14 protein-coding genes are annotated in these 16,041 nt (G+C 38.5%); 2 read left to right on the top strand and 12 right to left on the bottom strand.

The features are described from left to right. Positions 1–66 precede the first annotated feature (66 nt). The 8 genes from CHI06_RS11335 to CHI06_RS11300 form a co-directional block, all read right to left on the bottom strand. Positions 67–1,533, bottom strand: coding sequence for an aldehyde dehydrogenase (locus CHI06_RS11335; protein WP_095248656.1), 1,467 nt, complete (start codon positions 1,531–1,533; stop codon positions 67–69). Continuing rightward, positions 1,526–2,002 (bottom strand): RidA family protein, encoded by a 477-nt coding sequence (locus tag CHI06_RS11330; protein WP_095248655.1) that lies wholly within the window; start codon positions 2,000–2,002, stop codon positions 1,526–1,528. Before CHI06_RS11330 ends, CHI06_RS11335 begins: the two co-directional genes overlap by 8 nt. Positions 2,003–2,018: 16 nt before the next feature. Continuing rightward, positions 2,019–3,032, bottom strand: coding sequence for an amidohydrolase family protein (locus CHI06_RS11325; RefSeq protein ID WP_179292601.1), 1,014 nt, complete (start codon positions 3,030–3,032; stop codon positions 2,019–2,021). After that, positions 3,017–3,556 carry a 3-hydroxyanthranilate 3,4-dioxygenase gene (locus CHI06_RS11320; protein ID WP_095248654.1) on the bottom strand — a complete coding sequence of 180 codons (540 nt, stop codon included), beginning with the start codon at positions 3,554–3,556 and terminating at the stop codon, positions 3,017–3,019. Before CHI06_RS11320 ends, CHI06_RS11325 begins: the two co-directional genes overlap by 16 nt. A 62-nt stretch (positions 3,557–3,618) precedes the next feature. Then, positions 3,619–4,182: an NADPH-dependent FMN reductase gene (locus CHI06_RS11315; protein ID WP_095248653.1), complete on the bottom strand. Its 564-nt coding sequence runs from the start codon at positions 4,180–4,182 to the stop codon at positions 3,619–3,621. A 45-nt stretch (positions 4,183–4,227) separates the two neighbouring features. Continuing rightward, complete coding sequence (locus tag CHI06_RS11310; RefSeq protein WP_095248652.1) at positions 4,228–4,752, bottom strand: FAD synthetase family protein; 525 nt, start codon at positions 4,750–4,752, stop codon at positions 4,228–4,230. 31 nt (positions 4,753–4,783) lie between these two features. Next, a complete protein-coding gene (locus CHI06_RS11305; protein WP_095248651.1) occupies positions 4,784–6,262 on the bottom strand; it encodes a 4-hydroxyphenylacetate 3-hydroxylase family protein in 1,479 nt (492 codons plus the stop codon). A gap of 161 nt (positions 6,263–6,423) precedes the next feature. Continuing rightward, on the bottom strand, positions 6,424–7,692 hold the full coding sequence (locus CHI06_RS11300; RefSeq protein ID WP_257009248.1) for an MFS transporter: 1,269 nt from the start codon (positions 7,690–7,692) through the stop codon (positions 6,424–6,426). 439 nt (positions 7,693–8,131) lie between these two features. Between CHI06_RS11300 and CHI06_RS11295 the strand changes: the two genes are divergently transcribed. Continuing rightward, positions 8,132–8,767 carry a Crp/Fnr family transcriptional regulator gene (locus CHI06_RS11295; protein ID WP_095248650.1) on the top strand — a complete coding sequence of 212 codons (636 nt, stop codon included), beginning with the start codon at positions 8,132–8,134 and terminating at the stop codon, positions 8,765–8,767. Next, complete coding sequence (locus CHI06_RS11290; protein ID WP_095248649.1) at positions 8,764–9,426, top strand: Crp/Fnr family transcriptional regulator; 663 nt, start codon at positions 8,764–8,766, stop codon at positions 9,424–9,426. Before CHI06_RS11295 ends, CHI06_RS11290 begins: the two co-directional genes overlap by 4 nt. 108 nt (positions 9,427–9,534) lie before the next feature. On the opposite strand, the gene CHI06_RS11285 is transcribed toward CHI06_RS11290, so the two are convergent. From CHI06_RS11285 to CHI06_RS11270, 4 genes are all read right to left on the bottom strand, one after another. Continuing rightward, the gene (locus CHI06_RS11285) at positions 9,535–10,317 is read right to left on the bottom strand and encodes a hypothetical protein (protein ID WP_095248648.1); all 783 of its coding nucleotides are present in this window, start codon (positions 10,315–10,317) and stop codon (positions 9,535–9,537) included. A gap of 245 nt (positions 10,318–10,562) precedes the next feature. Then, complete coding sequence (locus CHI06_RS11280) at positions 10,563–10,808, bottom strand: hypothetical protein (protein ID WP_095248647.1); 246 nt, start codon at positions 10,806–10,808, stop codon at positions 10,563–10,565. A 152-nt stretch (positions 10,809–10,960) separates the two neighbouring features. Beyond that, on the bottom strand, positions 10,961–12,196 hold the full coding sequence (locus CHI06_RS11275; protein WP_095248672.1) for an MFS transporter: 1,236 nt from the start codon (positions 12,194–12,196) through the stop codon (positions 10,961–10,963). 232 nt (positions 12,197–12,428) lie between these two features. Further along, on the bottom strand, positions 12,429–15,959 hold the full coding sequence (locus tag CHI06_RS11270) for a S8 family serine peptidase (protein WP_095248646.1): 3,531 nt from the start codon (positions 15,957–15,959) through the stop codon (positions 12,429–12,431). Positions 15,960–16,041 lie beyond the last annotated feature (82 nt).

Here is a 16,041-nt window from a genome sequence, read left to right as displayed (position 1 = left end):
TACATCCACCTGCCTTTTTTCCATTATAGGAAAAAGTGGCCATACAGCCACTCTTTCCCTAAGCCCTTACAATTTCATTGTAATCGTTTTAGCCTCAGTGTAGAAATCGAAACTATGACGTCCGCCTTCCCTGCCAATACCACTAGCCTTCGAACCGCCAAAAGGAGTTCTTAAATCTCGATAGTACCAACAATTGATCCAGAATAAACCAGAATTAATCTGATCTGCTACACGATGGGCACGCCTCAAATCATTTGACCATACAACACCAGCCAACCCGTATATCGAATCATTCGCAATTTGAATCGCTTCCTCTTCTGTTTTAAAAGGAATAACCACTAACACCGGTCCAAAAATTTCTTCTTGCGCTACTCTCATTTTATTATTTACATCATAGAGTACGGTTGGCTCGTAAAAATTACCTTCTGTTAAACCTTCTACACGCTTTCCGCCAGTAGCAAGCTTTGCCCCCTCATCTAATCCAATCTGCACGTATTTGTCAACAGTTTCTAAATGATTTGTGGAAATAAGGGCACCCATATCTGTATTTTCATCCAATGGGTCTCCCACTTTGATTTTCTTAACCGCTGGTAACAATTTTTCTAGGAATTGTTCATATACTGTTTCCTGTACTAACAGCCTTGAACCTGCAAGACATATTTCACCTTGATTTCTAAATATCGCTTCAATCGATCCTTGAACTGCTTCATCCAAGTCAGCATCATCGAACACAATATTTGCTGATTTTCCGCCCAATTCTAGTGAAACTGGGATTAACTGTGTGGCCGCATTTCTCATCACCGTTTTACCGGTTGAACTTTCCCCGACAAATGAGATCCTGCGCACAAATGGATGAGTGGTCATAGCCGTCCCTACCGTTGAGCCTGGTCCGGTAAGAATATTCAAAACTCCTGGTGGAAGTCCTGCTTCATTGGCAATTTCACCTAACATGACAGCACTTAATGGAGTATAAGATGCTGGTTTCACAATAACCGTATTGCCTGCAGCTAAAGCTGCTGAAACTTTCCAAGTCATTTGCATGAATGGCAGATTCCAAGGAATGATTAAGCTTGTAACTCCAGCTGGAGCATATTGTGTATAGCTCATATGCTTGGATTGAGGATAATGCTCATGATGAATATACTTTGCCATTTCTGCAAAGAATCGTAAATTTGAAGCCGCTCTTGGTATATCAAAATCTCTGCTTTCTTTTATCGGCTTTCCCACATCTAATGTTTCAAGCAACGCTAACTCATCAACACGAGCCATGACAAGATCGGACATTCGACAAAGAATCTTAGCTCTCTCTTCAACTGGCATTTTGCTCCAGATACCATTTTCAAAAGATGTTTGAGCAACTTGAATCGCACTCTCAACATCATGCACACTGGCACTTGCGACTGAAGCTAACTTTTGATTCGTTGCGGGATTAATAGTGTCAAAGGTTTCACCTGAACTAGCATTTACATATTCTCCATTAATAAATAGCTTAGCATCGTTAATCTTAAGCTGTTCTTCAAGCAACTTACTCATTTTGATCACCATCCTCTACTTCCAAAATCATCTCAACCTCTACAGCATTATTGTGTGGCAGCTGTGCCATCCCAACAGCAGACCTGCCGTGTCTGCCTTTTTCACCAAATACCTCAACCAACAAGTCTGAGGAGCCATTCATTACTTTGGGGTGATCAGTAAAATCTGGTGTACTGTTTACAAAACCAAGGATTTTGACCACTCTTTTCACTTTGCTAAGGTCGCCGAGTTCATGTTTAATAACGGCTAATAGATTGAGCATGCACTGTCTAGCAGCCTGATATCCTACTTCTATTGATACATCTTCACCCAATTTCCCTCGGAATTCATCTGTTCCCTGACCCGAAGTAAATAGAAGATTCCCTGTGCGAACACATCTTACATAATTTCCAGATGCAGGGCGCAGAGGCGGAAGTTCCAAGCCCATTTGCTGTAATCTTTCTTCTGGCGTCATCACTTTTTCTGCCATCTACTCATCTCTTTTCCTACAAAATTAGTTGATTAACCGGTAAATTTAAGAATCTTAGTGCATTTTCACCTAACATTGCTCTTTTTTGGTCAGCAGTAAGGGATAGAGTATCATCTATAATCTTCCCAGGAGGTGTTTCCCTGAGCAGGAAAGGGTAATCAGAACCCATGATGACTTGCTCTGCTCCAAATTTTTCAACTAGGAATTTAATATTCACAGGATTATTTACGATAGAATCATAGAAAAATTTCTTGGCATAAAAACTAGGAGGCTGCTCGATCAGTTGAAGGTGCGGCCAGACATTCCACCCATGATCAAGACGGGGAAGAATATAAGGCAGTGAGCCGCCGCCATGGGAAAAACAAATCTTTAATCCTGGAAACTTTTCAATGACACCACCTAGGATTAAGCTTGCGGCAGCTAAAGCGGTTTCACTTGGCATCCCAACCGTGTACATTAAGTTATGTTTGGTAAACCGATCGCTGCCCAATGTTTCCCATGGATGAACGAATATAGGAACATTCCACTTCTCACACATCGCAAAGAAGTCTGTTAACGATTCATCATCTAAATTTTTCCCATTAATGTTCGTGCCAATTTCAATCCCCTTTAAACCAAGCTCATGAACGCAACGATCCAGTTCACGAATGGCAATTTTAACATTTTGCAGCGGGACTGTCCCAAGACCAATAAACTTCGTTGGATATTGTGCAACTTTCTCTGCAATAAAATCATTCTGTAATCTTGCCATAATTTCAGCTTCTTCTATCGGTGCCCAGTAAGAAAACGTTACAGGAATGGGCGAGAGAACCTGTATATCTACATTTTCCTTTTCCATATCACTAATCCGCTTCTCTGGACTCCAAACCTGGTCTGTTACTTCACGAAAAACCTTGCCTGCAACCATGATATTAGCACCACACGAACAGGTTGGCTGAAGGATTGGCCATTTATCATTTTGGTACTTCGCCGCAAAGTCCGGGAAATTTTCTGGAATGATATGTGTATGAAAATCTACTCGCATTTCCATTCACTCGCTTCTTCCGGCATTACATAACCACAATTCTTACAAGTACGAAGCTCTACATTACTGTTAAAACCATTGATTGCCTCTTTTACCTGTACTTCAATATTCGTTAATTGGACAGAAACTCGATGCATCTCATGGTCACATTCATCACAGAACCAAACAAAATCCTCTAATTCACCAGTTGCTCTGTCACGTTCAATCACAATTCCAATTGTATCAGCCACTCGATGCGGAGAATGAGGTACATTTGGAGGTAAATGGAATACCTCTCCTTCCTTTACTGTAATTACTTCTCTTTTACCCTCTGCATTGATAATTTCAACGTAACAATTACCCTTTAATTGATAAAAAATCTCTTCCGATGGATCAACGTGAAAATCACGTCGTTTGTTTGGACCGCCAAGGATCATAAACATTAGCTCCGAATCCTTCCAAATGACTTTATTATTAACCGGCGGCTTTAATTGTTCCTTATTTTCTTCGATAAATCCCCATAGGTTTATTGGTTTTAATGAATTTGTCATGAATATCTGTCCCCTCTCGAATTTTATTGACACCACTTATATCTAAATAAAAATAAAGTCTGTTAAAAGACCGTTTCTAATTTTTTCTCTGATGATTTTAATGCTTCTTGCATGAATACTACTTCTTTTGCTAAGTCTGTAATTCTGTTTAATACTTCCTGATCGATGATTTCATTATCTTTATTGAAATGATCGTTATTAACGTACACATAGCCTGGCGCTACGAATGCCCGGAAAAATCCGGCAATCGGTTTCAATTGGTTTTCAATGACTAGGTAGTGCTGGTAAGTACCGCCGGTAGCGACAAATCCCATAACTTTATTACGAATATCCTTTGGATTGATTAAATCAAATAAATTCTTAAGTGGTCCTGATAATGAACCTTGAAAAATTGGGGTTCCGATAATATAAAAATCAGCAGATTGAATGATATCAAGAACTTTTTTTGTATCACCTGTGTAGGTCAAAGGGTTTCGACCATCACAAAACTGCACATCATATTCTCTTAAATCCAACAATTCAATTTCCACATTTGGATGGTGTTTCTTTACCTCCTCAAGGACATTTTGGACAACAATACTTGTCTTTGCTCCAATGATAGTCCCTGAAATCCCTATTAGTTTCATAGTTTTATTACCCCTTTTGTTTCTAATAAGTAACCCTCAGTTCTTTTACCACCCTAATAAAGAGTAGGACTGTTGATAATCTCCCTCTGAAAGTAACTGGCGAATTCTCGTTGATGAAATAAGTTCTCCATCGTTACAATAAACAGGTAATGTCACATTAATCTGAAAGTACTTTTTTAATAGTTCTACATCACCTTTTCTACTTTTTCCAAAACGAAAATCCGAACCAATAGATACTTCTACCGGGTTTAGCTTCGATAATTCACTGATAAAATCCTCAGGAGGACGCGTTGCATACCATTCATCAAAACTAGCAACGATCACATAATCTACACCTAATTTATAGATCCTCCTTACCTTTTCTTGAATGGGTGTCAAGATTTGGGCACCTTTAAAAAAATGTCGAGGAGGCGGGTCGAACGTATATACGACGCTTGGAACCTGATGAAAAAGACTCTTTTCCACTGCCTGCCTAATGACAGCTTGGTGTCCTTTGTGTACCCCATCAAATGCACCAATAGCAATAACAGAACCTTTAAGTGTCAGAACACCATCTTTAATCGTTTGCATCGATCACACCTCCTCGAGATAGTGTAATAGTTTAAAGACTAGGAACCTCATTTTTTCGGTCAAAAATCTCCAGCGCTTCTTCAACCAGCTTAAATGAATTATTTCTTTTGTGGTTGTTATAGAAAATGGCTCTCTTGCGGATTGGATCTCCTGTGTAATAACGTTCGTATTGAAGGATCCTTTGCCCAAATGCCTCACCGCATAAATCCCATGCCAGCTTAAAGAGATGAACCCGCTCTTCTGCAGTTACTCCTTCTCTTCCAACATAATAACGATCTAAATCCTCTCGTAAATCTGGATTTTCAAAATCGGCATCCGTTGGTGACATTAGCAGTCCTCCAGCACCGATAATTTGCATTACCTCAATAGCGCGCGGATACATTTTCGGCAGCAATCCTCGAATGGTTTCAAGTGGTGCATAGGCAGGCATTACTTCACCAGTCTCTGTTACTTCGTATTCATACTCAGCAATTCTGAGCAAAGCCCGAATGGATTCAACCGATTGGATTAATTCACCTAAATCGTTTTGAACATTTAGATAACAATCAACACCAATGGAGTCTGCTAATTTACAAGCAACTTCTGTAGCAAATTGCAGCTTTATTAGACCTCTTACTCCTGATTGATGTGCTGGCTGGATCCCAATTCCTGTTTTTGGATACAGTAGATTTGCGGCCTCGACATTGTTATAAAGGAAAACACGATCCCATGGTACTAAAACATCATTAAATACCAAAACTGCATCCATTTCTTCAAATCTTGATGCTAATGGGTGATCATAAACAGAACGCTTTCCATCCTGCATGGGTTCACGGCATAAAATACGAAGTCCTGGTGTATCAAGCGGCAATGCAAAAGCAAGAGCGTAACGTTCATCTCCCGGTTTAAATCCAGGGAATGAATAAACAATTACTTCATCCGTAATAGGTGCAAGGGTTGCCAGCATTTTAGCCCCTTTTACGATCAAACCATCTGGAGTTTCTTTAACAGCACCTAAATGAGTAAACATATCCTGTTGTTCATGTGATGATTTACTGCGGTCATTTTGCGGATTAATAATAGCGTGTGTTAAAAATAGGTCATTGTCGCGAACATGCTTATAATAGGCTCGAATGTTTTTTCCCCATTCAGGATTGTATTTATCCAAGAACTCGGAATTACTCGCCATTGAGGTTACTACGACATTTAGAAAATCAGGAGTTCTTCCCATTAAACCAAAAGTAGCCTTAGCAAAAACCTCAAACGTTTTTCTTCGAGCTTCTAGATCTTGATAGCTTTTTGGAACGATGAATGCATTCGAAATTCTTTCACCAGTTTCTTCACAAATATGAGTGATCTCTTCTTGATACTCGGGATCATGCTGCAAATCATACAGCTTCGCCATTTCAAGAATTGGCTGTTTAAAAACAGGTTCTTCGAAGATATTTGTTACTCTTTTTCCTGATAACCAAACTTCTGGATTACTTGATTTTAATGCCTCGATATACTGTGCTCCTGTACGAATTCCCATATACATCCTCCTCATCTTTCATATTGTCATTATAAAACTGAATTTTCTGAGTCATTGTAGTCTGGTTAACACTTTTTCAAAAAAGTTAAATTATTTTTTTCAGAAAAATAAAAGCCGCACTCTTCTTTTGAATGGAAGAGTGCGGCTTTTAACTTTACAAATTATATATTTCCTTTTTTAGGGATAAACAAGATTGTAATGGAAGCTAAGACTCCTGCAACAGCAAAGAGATAAAAATTTAGGGAGAAGTCAAAATTTGAGCTCATAAAGAAACCTATTAGAATTGGACCTGAAATAGCTCCAATTCGTCCAAATCCAAGTGCCCATCCGAGGGCAGTTGCTCGATTGTCTGCTTCAAAATATTTGGATATGTAGGCATTTAGAATAAGAGTAGTTCCGATCGTTCCAAAACCAGCAATCCCCACTAATCCATACACAACGAACATCGATGATTTTATGCTTAAAAGTGCGATTGAAATTCCCGCTAAGAAATAAGAAAGGCTAATAATTTTTCTAGATCCCCACCGGTCTGCCGCCGTTCCTGCTACTAAAGCACCAATCGCCGCGGATAGGTTTAACATCAGTAAAAATCCTAAACTTGGTCCGAGCGGATATCCTGCCTCACGCATCATTTTTGGCAGCCATGTACTTAAACCATAAATCATTAGCAGCCCTAGAAAGAAAGTAACCCAAAAAAACATGGTTGCCCGGATATTTTCTCGTGAGAATAGACTTGCAATAGCCGCGAATTTATTCGTAGTTCCTTTGGTTTCATCCTTCATATTACTTTGGATAAAATCATTAGGAAGTTGATATTTTCGGGCTATACTTTCAGCTTTATCAAACCTTTTCTTAGCAACTAGAAAGCTAATCGACTCGGGAAGAAATTTAATAATAAAAGGAATAACTAAAAGTGGAATGACACCAATCCAAAACATTAATCTCCATCCATAATCCTCTAAAAGAAACATGGAAAATAAAGCGCCAATGACTCCTCCAATTGGATAACCAGTATACATAATAGCGTACATTTTTGATCGGTGCTGGACAGGAGAATACTCGATTGTTAAAGCAGATGCTGTAGGAATTACTCCACCAAGTCCAAGACCGCCAATAAAGCGAAAGATCCCAAACATTTCAGGTGACGTAGAAAGTGCGACGAGACACATTGAAATCGAAAATACGGTAACGCAAAAAATTAAGGTCAATTTACGGCCAATCATATCCGTAACTGTTCCAACACAGATTGCACCGATCAGCATACCCATTAGTGCATAGCTTCCTATTGCACCTGCTTGGGATGGGGTCATACTCCAATCTTTATATTCCATTAAGGATGGTAATACAGCACCATAGATTCCTAAATCATATCCGTCTGCCAGCATCGCAAACCAGCAAAGTATAACAACAACAAACGTTGCTTTTGGCATCCTTCTAATTGAAAGTTTAGTAGTATTTAATCCGATATTCTGTTTTGCTAAATCTTCCGTAACGACAGATTGCACTTCCCTGTTCATCCAACCATCTCCTTTTAGAATTTGTTCCAATAGGCATTGATGTTTATTCTTGGATGAATATTCTGAAGGTTCCCCCCTTTTTTCAATGATTTCATGATTTTCTTCCTTCATTTCTAGTGGAAGTTCCATGAATTGGCTGATTATTTCGAAAATAATTCACCTATATTGATTTTATATTTTTAATCTTTTACACTATTGTTAAGTAGTTAACATTAATATACTTTTTTTCATTCCTTTGTTATGTGAATTTAACAATACATATCTATTAATCTGAAGTAAAATGTAAGCGTTAACAAATAATGCGAATGAGCATATTACATAAACACTTAAATTTCACTTAGGAGTTGGTAGGGTGGCAATCCTTTTTGACAGTGATATTAATTGGGAAACGTGTTTGCAATTTGGGACCAGACAATTTTTCAAGGAGAAAAAATGTATTTACCAACAAGGAACAATGGGCGAAGGATTTTATTATATCCAAAAGGGATTAGTGAAAGTGACGACAAAAACGACAAATGGGAAAGAGCGTCTGTTAAACATCGCTATTCCTGGGCAATTATTAGGGATTCAAGCTATGGACCGTAAGCCGCATTTTACAACGGCTACAGCTGTAAATGACTCAGTACTCTACTATTTTTCGTGTGATCATTTTCAAAAGCTAATAACCTATCAACCTTCAATCCTTCACATTGTTATAAGAACTGTCATCCATAAAATGCATATTTTAGCCGATAAAATTTACTTGGACACACTTACTCCAGAACAGCAATTGTCCGTGATTCTTTTGAATATCTGTTATGAATTTAAGAATTATGAAGTTCCTTTATCACAGCAAGAACTAACAAAATGCACAGGTTTAACAAGAATTACCATTTATAAGATTTTAAAGCAATGGAAGGAAAATGAGATCATAGAGGTTCACGGGAAAAAGATTATCATAAAAAATCCCGATGAATTAAAAAAGATTAAAGGCTGGGTGATTTCATGAAAAATCTTCGAAATTCTTGGAGTCCTTATTTACAATATGGGAATAAACTTGTGTTAGAGGAAAATTCAGTTGTTTATCGTCAGGGATGTGAAGGAAAAGGTTTTTTCTTCTTATCTGAAGGAGGAATTAAAATCACCCTCCTTTCAAAAGAAGGTGTGGAACGAACAGTTAATTATGTGCCAGAAGGAATGTTATTCGGAGAGCACGGCTCAAGAATGGAAGCCTATCTAACCTCTGCTTTAACTACCTGTTCAACGGTAGTCTATCAGTTTTCTGATGAAGCGTTAGAAAAAGTTTGTGAAAATCATCCTGAAGCAGCATGTATTTTTACCAATTCACTAATCTATAAATTTAGAATTCTGGCAGAGATAATAGCCTTTTTAAACTCCCCGGTTGAACAACAAATGGCACATTATCTATTAAAACTAATAAATGAAAATGGCAGTTTCTCCATTGATCAAACATCATTTGCCCGTTACATAGGTACCTCAAGAATTACTGTTAATAAAATACTTAATAAGTGGAAGACTCAAAAAATCATCGACCTATCTAATAGGAAGATTGAAATCCTGGATATTAATCAATTAAAGGAATTCCGTGAATCTGGTGGTATTCACATTGAAAACTTGGATTTATTAATGTTGACCAATAAGGATTGAGTATCACCATAACTAAAGCTAAGGGTATTACGTCGCTTTTTTATAAAAAGGTGCCTAGCTTTGTTGTTAGGCACTAGAACGTTTAAATGTGTACTATACAGATGTCAATTATTCTTTGATACTATTTCTAAAATAATCATAGTCTGTTTTAATATAATGGAAGGCAGTTGCGTTGCCACCATGATCAGGATGAGTAACTTTTAATAATTTTTTATATCCTGCAAAAACTTCTTTGTTGCTGGCCGTTTTTGAGAGTCCTAATTTTTGACGGTAATCATTCATTTTAGGAGGAAGTGTTACAGGAATCTTATCAGGTTCTTTTTTGTTTCCTTTAGAAAGTTCTTCCTTTAATTTTAACAATTGGTTTCGTAATTCAAAATTCTCTTTTAGTAACTTCTTAGTTTCCTTTTGTAGGTCACTATTTTCATGCTCTAGGTTGATGATTTCTTTATTTAAATTTTCTCTTTGTTGAATTAATGTATCGATTGATGTCTTATGTAGTTGTTCCATCCCTTTTATAAGCTCATCCTGTGTATTAATTTTTACTTTTAATTTACCTAAGATCTTTTCCTGATCTGTATCGTTATTTAAATACACCTTTGAAAGAGTTTCATTTGGAAGGTATTCACTCCTCCCATTCCCCACGTTTTGAATCTTACCTTCCCTAAGCCATCGTCGTACAATTTGGATACCAATACGTTCGGAAACACCTGCATCCTTTAACATGTTCAAGGCTTGGTCTGTATCATCAAGTATGTATCCAGAATTCTGAGGAACTGTGCCCACGTATTTTATTTTTCTTTCACGCAGCCATCGTCTAACTGTTTGAATACTGATTTCTTCATTTACTCCAGCATCAGTTAACAATTCATAAGCTTGATCTGTGTTCACTATTATCCACCTTTCCCTCATAATAAGCTCTCGGATGTTGAAACATACATAATCAGGCGAACTCGGTATGTAATATAAATTATAATAAATAAATATAAGATGAATGTGAATGGATAAAAAAGACTATCATTTTCACTCTAGTAAATTAGCACTAATTAGATAGTTTTACTAAATTTGGTCAATTGAAAACAGCCGCCTTTTTTTTAAGACTAAAGCGGCTGTTTATCTGGTTGAATAAATTAACTTTATTCAAGGACCAAAAAGTATTGAATTTGATTGGATGAAATGGCTGTAATAGCTTGAATACGATAGCCAATACTTAGTAATTGTGATAATGTTTCTGCACAGTTTTCGCGAGGAGGCTCAATTGGTGCATGGTAGCTTTTATATAAATGAATAAGTTGATTATTAGACGTGCAATGAAGCAAGACTACATGTCTTCCAGTCCACGCCTGCCCAATTATTGGTTGTACTTGTCTTATCCTTCTCATGATATGACATCCTTACCTTAGTGATACAATAGTCTATGTTTCACTTATCAGGTACGTTCAATTAGATGTATTAGTTTATTAATACAGTGGAGGTCCCACCTTACCAAAAGGTTTCACATTAAATACATAATTCAGGCGTGATCCAAGTGGATTCACGCCTGAGCTTTTACCCTTTTAGAGCTCGACCAAATTAACACCGGTATCAGGAGGAGTGAAAGGATACCTCCTGCAATAGATAGTGTCGCATAACTGGTATTCGCTACAACCAACCCAGATAGTACGCCTCCCGTTGCACCGGATAAAGCAACCATCACATCAACAGTCCCTTGCGTTTTTGCACGATTGGCCGAATTGGTTGAATCTACTAGAATAGCGGTACCACATATTAATCCGAAGTTCCAGCCTAAACCAAGCAATATGAGTGCTAAAGTAAGCAAAGTTATTGATTCACCCGGTGCCATTGCAGCAAGTACTCCTGCTGCAAGTAAGGTGACACCCGCTGCGATTGCCATGTATAGGCGTCCAATCTTATCCACGAGGACTCCTGTTAGGAGTGATGGAAGATACATTGCACCTACATGGAATCCAATTATCATACCAACCTCACTTAAACCATGACCGTGCTTCCCCATATGTACAGGTGTCATGGTCATGATTGCGACCATAACCAATTGGGTTAACACCATTAATGTAGCTGCAGCCACGATTCCTCTTTTGTTAAACTCCTGTGTATTTGTATTACTTTCTAAGTGAACGTTCTTGTTCTTTCTCGTCTCATCCACAATTGCTTTTGCAACAATGAGCGGGTCTGGACGCAATAAAATGAGTAGCACCAAACCAGCAATAATATAAGTAGCTGCTGCTAAAATAAATGGTCCGGATAATGCTGGAATACCTAATTTTAATGCAAATCGTCCCATAACATCAACCAAGTTAGGACCCGCAACTGCACCAAATGTTGTTGATACCATTGCAATACTAATAGCTGTAGCTCTCTGCTTGGGACTAGCCAAATCTGTTCCTGCATAGCGGGCTTGTAAGTTTGTGGCACCACCGGAACCATAAATTAGTAGTGAGATAAATAGCAGGAAAATATTATTGGTTATGGCTGCAATGACTACCCCGATCGCTCCAATTCCTCCGGCAAGAAAACCAGCAGCTAATCCAGACCTGCGGCCATATCGTTGAGATAACCGCCCTACAAGAAGCGCTGCCCCTGCAGAACCAAGGGTAAATAACGCTGTTGGAACTCCTGAAATACTATCCGTTCCCAACATGTCTTGAGCTAAAAGTGCTCCAACTGTTATACCTGCAGCAAGTCCTGCACCGCCAAAAATTTGTGAAAGAACAACGATAACTAACGTACGACGATATAGAGCTCGCTGCATTTCGGGTGAGTCAATGTATTTCTGCAATTTAACATTAGCAACTGAACGATCTTGTTTATGTGACACTACTACCCCCCCATTACAATTAGATATATTTACTATCAATATCGATACTACTGGTTACTAAATGATACCATTTAAGTTTTTTAACGAAAACATTTTTATATTCGTTTATTTAATGAATGCAAACAAGCCGGTTCTTTTATTTCGAACCGACTTTTTTCGTATGATTTTATTGTTGCTTCTGTAAGACCGTTACAGATTGCGGACTTGTCGTAACTTTAAAGCCTTGTTTGTTTTCCACTTCTGCTGATACTGTATACGTACCATTAGGAAGGTCTGCCTCCGGTTTCCATTGTAAGTGAATTTCATGCTCATTTTCCACAACAATTGAGTCAACTACCTTACCACTTTCATCTTTAATATTGATCGTCCAATTCACTCGATTATTCGCAAAAGCATTAATTCCCGCAGGGGTGCTTGCATTTACATCTTTATTTGGATATACGCTGAACCAACTGACAAGCATTTCATCATTAATATACGAAGGATCTCCCCAAACGGTATATCCATGGTTAAGCGCGACATCTGAACCTAATACTACAACACTCTTCGGTTCCTCTTTTACAAGTACTGACGTTTGTCCCTGCACTAGCGGCATATACTTACCGTTATACCAAATGATTGCACCGTAAAAGCCACTGCCATTCTCGTTATCCACCGCTTTGAAGGATATTTCATATTGGTCGTCTTTTGGCTGTACTTGGATATCGGATACTACCGGAGCAACTGAATCTACTTTAACTGGAAGCTTCACTTCTTGTGGTTTCGCATTCTTGTAATCTAGTGTTGTTTTAATAACATAGTTGTAGCTGCCATCTTTGACTACTTGTCCATTTTTGTCCTTAACATCCCATAAATATCCACCATTCATATAGTCCTCATAGGCCATAACATTTTTACGGAACTTCCATGGCTTCCCAGTGTATTCACTAAAGTCACCTAAATATTGAACTAGTTGTCCATTTTGATCTTCCACGTACATTTCTGTTTTCTCTAAATTACGGAGTGTGGTGAATGTTGGGAATACACCTGGATAGATCGTGTTTGGAGATATCACGATACGGTCCGTATTGAATGTTCCCTTTCTAGGATCAAAACCTAATGGGAATGTGCCTTCTGAGAATGGCTCATCATTCCAAAGCACCGTATATCCTAAGAAAGCATCTTTATCCCATGCAGCTGGATCTAGGTTCTTAGCTTGATCCCATTTACCATAGAAGCCCATGTAAGGAACGGTTATTGGAACTGCAGAATCACTGTTTTTGCCAGTTGGCACAAGACGTACATACCCTTCGACAAACGTACCTTGCTTTAAACTGGCTGGTAATGAAATCTGGATGTCTAAATTCTTTTCTTGCCCCGGTTTAATCTTTAATGTCTTTCCTTCTGTATGAGTTACTTTTTCCCCGTTTACCAAAACGGAAGCACCCTGTACCAGCTTGCTAGTTAACGTTAAATATTCTTTAGAATCCAATGTTCCATCATTGTCTAAATCAAATTCTTTTGTTTCTGTATTATCCGTCAATACATCAACGTAAACACTGTATTCCAAGTCTTTTACCTCTAAGTTTTGTAGAGCTTCTACATTCAACTTGAAGTGTGCATTGTTACTCGTAATTTCTTTTAAGGCAACTGCTCCGGCTCGCTCTAATGGAGTTTTATCACTCGTAACAAGGACAGGAGTTTTAATGGCATTTTGAATTTGCATTAATCCAGATCCTTGTACACGTGGTGAGTACGGTACGTCATTATTAGTGCGTGGGTCTAGTATTAATTGTGATGTATTCATTAATGCGATTTTTGCTTTTAATGCTGTTTCCTTAGAATGAGATAAGCCTTTTTCATATAAAGCTTGCAGCAATAAGGCTGAACCTCCAGCCACATGCGGTGTTGCCATTGATGTTCCGCTCATTATCTCATATTCATTACCCGTAACCGTTGAATAAATGCTGCCTCCAGGTGCCGAAATCTCTGGTTTAAAATCTAATGTGTGTGGTGCACCATAAGATGAGAAATCAGATATCGTATTTTTATCAGGATTATCAATATATTTTCCTTTTGACATTTTCATTTTTACACTTTGACCGCTTGTAAGCTTCGCGATTAACGCATCTCCTGCCTCTTTGCTTGTTGTTGCAGCAGGAATAAAGAAAGAACTTAGGTATACGTATGGATAGTCGGCCATGTCACTAGGCGGCACAAGGATGACTGCTTTGGCGCCTTTCTTTTTCGCTTCATTTTGTACATACGTGTAAGTAGCATATGGCTGCTTCGGTTTGGCAACTACAATTTTATCAGTCACATCTTTTCCAACGAAATCTGCTGTTTTCCCTTCCCCTACATATACCAATTCATAGCTCTTGCCCATTTCCAGTACTCTTGAGAGCTTGAAATTGTATTGAGTTTGGTCTTGGTATGGGAGCTGCAAACCATTTTCCTCTGCTAATGTATTCATATGAATTTTCGTATTTTCATAAGAAGCAACTGACAAGGCATATGGACTTACACTTGGTTCGCCTACTGTCCCAATATCCGGGTTTTCTGCATAAGGATTCTCTGCAGACTTTAAAAGATTGTTTTTGGTGCTGTAAGAGGAATTTCCGCCCGCTACCACTACAAGAGTCCCTTGTTCGGTTGCTTCGCGAATCGATTTTTGAATCGGATCGTTTTCCTCTCCAACATATCCCGCATCAGAGCCTAAGCTCATGTTAATGACATCTGCTCCCATCGTGACCGCATGCTCTATACCCGCAATAATGTCATCTTCAAATGCTCCGCCGCCATTATCAGAAAATACTTTTTCCGCTAATAACTGCACACCTGGTGCAACACCTTGTACACCGTCATTTGCCTCATCCCCATTTGCCCCTACTGTCCCTGCAACGTGCATACCATGTGATGACCCGTTTTGCCCGCGAGGAATGACATCCGTATCTTTATCAGCCCAGTCATATCCTGTCGGAACCTTGTCGTTGTACCATACTTCACTTACCTCGGTTTCAGCCAATTTTCCTTCTATCCCCTCTTGGGACCACTTTTGTTTCTCTTTTCCTTTTTCTGTAAGTTTCATATCTTGGTGACTGTAGTCAATTCCAGAATCCACGATTGCAACAAGCAATCCTTCCCCTTCGTAGCCATATTCCTCCCATACCTTTTGTGCTTGTACTAATTCTTTGCTTGCTCCCATTGATGGTTGGAACGTCCTCGCAATATGTACATTTGTTACACCAGGAGTCGCTTGAATTTCCTTTAGATTACTAAACTCTGTTTCTATACTAAATCCATTAAAGCTTTCATAGAAACGATTCTTTACTTTTGCTGCAGATTTAGTCTTAGAAATTTGTGCAATCACATGATCTTGTTTTTGTTTAAACTTTGCCTTCTTGTTTTGTTTCGATTCCCCCACTGTGTCAGGCTGCTCTACCTCAACAATTAGACGCACCTTTTCATTAGGCTGATACGGTTTTGCTAGACCGTCTTTCTTTAAATTCTTATATCCAAACTTGTCTGCCGCAGCTTCAGCTGCTTGTCTTTGTTCATCCAAGAATATTTTCTGCCCTTGTTTCACAATCTCCTCTACACTTGGAGCTGGAACCGGATTAGTACCTATTCCTTCCGCAAATCCTGTTGAAGTTAACAACATCGTTGCTAATGCTGACGTCGTAAGTACTTTGAACGGTAACCCTCTTCTCTTTTTCATATTTTCACGTTTCCTCTCTATTAATTGATTTCTATTTTTTCGAAATATTAACACAACTATTATTCTAATAACTTTGCAAACA

Source organism: Bacillus sp. 7884-1 (genome assembly GCF_002272245.1).
Classification (GTDB): Bacteria; Bacillota; Bacilli; order Bacillales; family Cytobacillaceae; genus Neobacillus.
This window is presented reverse-complemented; position numbering and strand designations above follow the sequence as displayed.

Excerpts from the sequence above, each read along its gene's own strand:
- CHI06_RS11335 (WP_095248656.1), bottom strand. The coding sequence starts at position 1,533 with ATGAGTAAGTTGCTTGAAGAACAGCTTAAGATTAACGATGCTAAGCTA.
- CHI06_RS11330 (WP_095248655.1), bottom strand. The coding sequence starts at position 2,002 with ATGGCAGAAAAAGTGATGACGCCAGAAGAAAGATTACAGCAAATGGGC.
- CHI06_RS11325 (WP_179292601.1), bottom strand. The coding sequence starts at position 3,032 with ATGGAAATGCGAGTAGATTTTCATACACATATCATTCCAGAAAATTTC.
- CHI06_RS11320 (WP_095248654.1), bottom strand. The coding sequence starts at position 3,556 with ATGACAAATTCATTAAAACCAATAAACCTATGGGGATTTATCGAAGAA.
- CHI06_RS11315 (WP_095248653.1), bottom strand. The coding sequence starts at position 4,182 with ATGAAACTAATAGGGATTTCAGGGACTATCATTGGAGCAAAGACAAGT.
- CHI06_RS11310 (WP_095248652.1), bottom strand. The coding sequence starts at position 4,752 with ATGCAAACGATTAAAGATGGTGTTCTGACACTTAAAGGTTCTGTTATT.
- CHI06_RS11305 (WP_095248651.1), bottom strand. The coding sequence starts at position 6,262 with ATGGGAATTCGTACAGGAGCACAGTATATCGAGGCATTAAAATCAAGT.
- CHI06_RS11300 (WP_257009248.1), bottom strand. The coding sequence starts at position 7,692 with ATGCCAAAAGCAACGTTTGTTGTTGTTATACTTTGCTGGTTTGCGATG.
- CHI06_RS11290 (WP_095248649.1), top strand. The coding sequence starts at position 8,764 with ATGAAAAATCTTCGAAATTCTTGGAGTCCTTATTTACAATATGGGAAT.
- CHI06_RS11280 (WP_095248647.1), bottom strand. The coding sequence starts at position 10,808 with ATGAGAAGGATAAGACAAGTACAACCAATAATTGGGCAGGCGTGGACT.
- CHI06_RS11275 (WP_095248672.1), bottom strand. The coding sequence starts at position 12,196 with ATGCAGCGAGCTCTATATCGTCGTACGTTAGTTATCGTTGTTCTTTCA.
- CHI06_RS11270 (WP_095248646.1), bottom strand. The coding sequence starts at position 15,959 with ATGAAAAAGAGAAGAGGGTTACCGTTCAAAGTACTTACGACGTCAGCA.